Source organism: Streptomyces sp. NPDC006711, assembly GCF_042869775.1.
Lineage (GTDB): Bacteria > Actinomycetota > Actinomycetes > Streptomycetales > Streptomycetaceae > Streptomyces.
Genome location: NZ_JBIAGO010000041.1, coordinates 1 through 4,705 on the forward strand (window position 1 = coordinate 1; position 4,705 = coordinate 4,705).

1 protein-coding gene is annotated in these 4,705 nt (G+C 71.9%); it reads left to right on the top strand.

Going from position 1 to position 4,705, the window contains the following annotated elements:
• A partial coding sequence (locus tag ACFYM2_RS34715) for a beta-ketoacyl synthase N-terminal-like domain-containing protein (protein WP_388841873.1) occupies positions 1-4,705 on the top strand: 4,705 nt, incomplete at both ends.

Sequence of the window (4,705 nt, forward strand, 5' to 3'; positions counted from 1 at the left end):
TCAAACTCAACCCCCACCACCCCACCACCCCCCTCCTCCACCACCTCCACCCCACCACCCCCACCCGACCCACCGCCCACACCGCCACACCCACCACCACGGGCGCCGCAGTCACGGTTGAGCTGGGCGGCCTGGACGCGGCGGAACGCGAGCGCACGATGCTGGACCTGGTGCGTACGCACGTCGCCGAGGTGCTGCACCACGAGAGCGCCGGCGCCGTGGACGCCCGGCGCGCGTTCACCGAGATCGGCTTCGACTCCCTCTCGGCGGTGGAGCTGCGCAACCGGCTCAACAAGGCGACCGGACTGCGGCTGCCCGCGACACTCGTCTTCGACTATCCGACGCCGCACGCGCTCGCCGAGTACCTGGCGGACAAGCTCTTCGGCGCGGCCCCGGCCACGACCGCGCCCCAGGCCGTCACGTCCGGGGCGGCCCCCGACGAGCCGATCGCGATCGTCGGCATGAGCTGCCGCTTCCCGGGCGACGTCAACTCGCCTGAAGAGCTTTGGGAGTTGTTGGCCGAGGGCCGCGACGGCATCTCCCTGTTCCCCGAGGATCGCGGCTGGAACGTCGAGGACATCTACGACCCGGAGCCCGGAAAGTCCGGCAAGACGTACGCGCGCGAGGGCGGATTCCTGCACGACGCGGCCGACTTCGACGCCGAGTTCTTCGGCATCTCCCCGCGCGAAGCACTCGCCACCGACCCCCAGCAGCGCCTGCTCCTGGAAACGTCCTGGGAAGCGCTCGAACGGGCCGGGATCGACCCTCACACGCTCCGTGGCAGCCGCACCGGTGTCTTCGCGGGCATCATGTACCACGACTACGCCACTCGCCTCGGCAACTCCCCCCTGCCCGACGGCGTCGACACCTACCTCGGCAACGGCAGCCTCGGCAGCGTCGCCTCCGGACGCGTCTCCTACACCCTCGGCCTCGAAGGCCCCGCCGTCACCGTCGACACCGCCTGCTCCTCCTCGCTCGTGGCCCTGCACTGGGCCATCCAGGCGCTGCGCAACGGTGAGTGCTCACTCGCACTCGCGGGCGGCGTCACCGTGATGTCGACACCCGACACGTTCATCGACTTCAGCCGGCAGCGCGGTCTGGCGAGCGACGGCCGCATCCGTTCCTTCGCCGACGCAGCCGACGGCACCGGCTGGGGCGAGGGCGCGGGCATGCTCCTCGTCGAGCGCCTGTCGGACGCCCAGCGCAACGGGCACCGCGTCCTCGCGGTCGTACGCGGCTCCGCCGTCAACCAAGACGGCGCCAGCAACGGCCTCACGGCACCGAACGGCCCGTCCCAACAACGCGTCATCAACCAAGCCCTCACCAACGCCGGACTCAACCCCACCGACATCCACGCCGTCGAAGCACACGGCACCGGCACCGTCCTCGGCGACCCCATCGAAGCCCAAGCCCTCCTCGCCACCTACGGCCAAAACCGCACGGACAAGGACCCACTGTGGCTCGGCTCGGTGAAATCGAACCTCGGCCACACCCAGGCAGCCGCAGGTGTCGCCGGCATCATCAAGATGGTCATGGCCATGCGCAACGGCGTCCTGCCCAAGACCCTCAACGTGGACGAGCCGTCATCGAAGGTGGACTGGACTGCGGGCCGGGTGGAACTGCTCACCGAAGCCGTGGCCTGGGAGGCCCAGGGGCCCCGTCGTGCGGGTGTGTCCTCATTCGGGATCAGCGGCACGAACGCCCACGTCATCCTGGAGGAGGCGCCTGCTGCGGAGCCCGCCGAGTCGGCTACGGCCGAACGGCCCTCTGCCGTGCGCGCGTTGGCGCTTCCGGTGTCGGCGGCCAACGCGGCTGCGCTGGCCGCGCAGGCCTCGGGTCTGCTGGGCATGCTGGAGGACGCGGACGCACCGGAGCCGGCGGACGTTGCCGTGGCGCTCGCCACGACCCGGGCCCAGCTGGAACACCGCGCGGTGGTCGTGGGCTCGGAACGCGCTGAACTCTTGGCCGGATTGCGGTCGTTGGCGTCGGGAGAGACGGTCCCGGGTGTCGTGCGCGGTGTCCGGGCTGAGGGGCGGCTGGCATTCCTTTTCACCGGGCAGGGCGCGCAGCGGATCGGCATGGGGCGTGAACTGGCCGCCGCGTTCCCGGTGTTCGCGACCGCCCTGGACGAGGTGTGCGCGCTCCTGGACCCGCTCCTGGACCGCCCGCTGAAGGACGTGCTGTTCGCAGAGGAGGGTCCGGCTGAGGCGGCGCTCCTCGACCAGACGGCGTACGCACAGCCTGCCCTGTTCGCGATCGAGACCGCGCTGTTCCGCCTGGCCGAAGCCCTGGGCGTACGCCCCGACCTGCTGGCCGGGCACTCCATCGGCGAGATCAGCGCCGCCCACGCGGCCGGTGTGTTCTCGCTCGCGGACGCCTGCACCCTGGTCGCCGCACGCGGACGGCTGATGCAGGCCCTGCCCGAGGGCGGCGTGATGGCCGCCCTCCAGACCACCGAGGAGGAAGCCCTCACACTCCTCGAAGGCATCGAGGACGTGACCATCGCCGCCGTCAACGGGCCCCGCGCGGTGGTCGTTTCAGGCGCCGCCACCTCCGTGGACAAGGTGGTGTCAGCGGTACGTAAGCAGGGCGGGAAGACGACCTTCCTCAAGGTCTCCCACGCCTTCCACTCCCCCCTCATGGACCCCATGCTGGACGACTTCCGAGACGTACTCACCGGACTCACCTACCACGAGCCCCGCATCCCCATCGTCTCCAACGTCACCGGCCACACCGCCACACCCGATCAGCTGACCTCCCCCGAGTACTGGGTCACCCACGCCCGCGAAGCCGTCCGCTTCGCCGACGGCATCCAGGCGCTAGCCGCCGAAGACGCCACCACCTTCCTGGAGATCGGCCCCGACGCCGTCCTCACCGCCATGGCGTCCGACGCCCTACCGGACCAGGAATCCACCGCCTTCATCCCCCTCCTGCGCCGCAACCGTTCCGAGGAAACCGAAACACTCACCGCCCTGGCCCGCCTCTGGACCACCGGCCACACCGTCAACTGGGCCGCCGCGCACGCCAATACGCCGACCCGGCCCGTGGATCTGCCCACGTACCCCTTCCAGCGGCAGCACTACTGGATCAACGCGGTGGCCGATCAGGCCGACGTAACCTCCGCCGGTCTCGCGTCCGCGCGGCATCCGTTGCTCGGGGCCGCGATCACGTTGCCGGAGTCGAGTGCCGTGGTCCTGACGGGACGCATCGGACTGCCGTCCCATCCGTGGCTGGCCGACCACGCCGTGATGGGCACGACCATCCTGCCCGGCACCGCCTGCGTCGAGCTCGCGCTGCGGGCCGGCGACCAGGTGGGGTGTGGTCTGCTGGAAGAGCTCACGCTCGAAGTACCGCTCGCCCTGCCGTCGCGGGGTTCCCGCGACCTCCGCGTCTCCGTGGGTGAGGCCGACGCATCGGCCCGGCGCACGGTCGGCGTGTACTCGCGCGGCCAGGACGCGGCCCCCGACGACGCGTGGACCCGCCACGCCAGCGGTCTTCTGGCCGTGGGCACGGGCGCGAGCGGCCACGGAGCCGATCTGAGCGTGTGGCCGCCCGCGGGCGCCGCCGCGATCGACGTGAGCCGACTCTATGCGTCACTTGCGGCGGACGGTCTGGAGTACGGTCCGGTCTTCCGGGGTCTGCGGGCCGCCTGGCGTCGCGGCGGCGATGTGTTCGCCGAGGTGGTCCTGCCGGAGGAGGCACACGGCGACGCGCGTGCGTTCGGCCTGCACCCGGCTCTTCTCGACGCCGCCCTGCACGCGACGGAGCTGCTGGGCGACGGCAGCCGGGAGCCGGGGCGTGGTGCGGCCCTCCCGTTCGCGTGGAGCGATGTGTCGCTGCACGCCTCGGGGGCGACCGCGCTGCGGATCCGGGTCGCCGCGGTCGAGGGCAGTGCGGACGCGACGACGCTGGACCTGGCCGACGCGGCCGGAGCTCCGGTGGCGACCGTGCGTGCGATGGTCGCCCGCCCGGTGTCGGTCGAGCAGATCGCCTCGGCGCGGGCCGACTCGCTGCCCCTGTACCACGTGGAGTGGAGCCCGATTTCGGCCCCGGACATGGGCGCGCACGAAGCCACGGGTACGCCCGAGAGCTGGGCGGTGCTCGGCGACGGGGCGGACCGCTGGGCGTGGGCAGGCCCGCGTACGTACCCGGACCTGGCGGCGCTCGGCGACGCTGCGCCGCCGGTGGTCCTGCTGCCGTGCCCGGCCGTGGAGTTCGACGCCTCGGACCCGGACGGCAGGACGACGATGCCGCAGCGGCTCCGCGAGGTCCTTGGCACCGTACTGAGCACGCTGCAACAGTGGCTGGCCGAGGAGCGTCCGGCCTCGTCCCGTCTCGTCGTGGTGACCGAGGACACGGACGGCCCGGGCAGCATGATCGCCGCGGCGGTCGGCGGTCTTGTGCGCTCCGCGCAGGAGGAGAACCCGGGCTGCTTCGTCCTGGCGCGCTGGGACGGCGACGAGGCCTCGGCCCGGCACTTCCCCGCGGCGCTGGCCAGCGGTGAGCCGCAGGTGTCGATTCAGGCGGACGGCGTGTACGCGGCCCGGCTCGGACGGGTCGCGCTGGAAGCGGCGAGCGACGACGCGCCCGCGCTGACCGGTTTCGAGGAATGGGGACCCGAGGACACCCTCCTCATCACCGGCGGCACCGGCGGACTCGCCACCCTCCTCGCCGAACACCTCATCACCCACCACCACATCAAAAA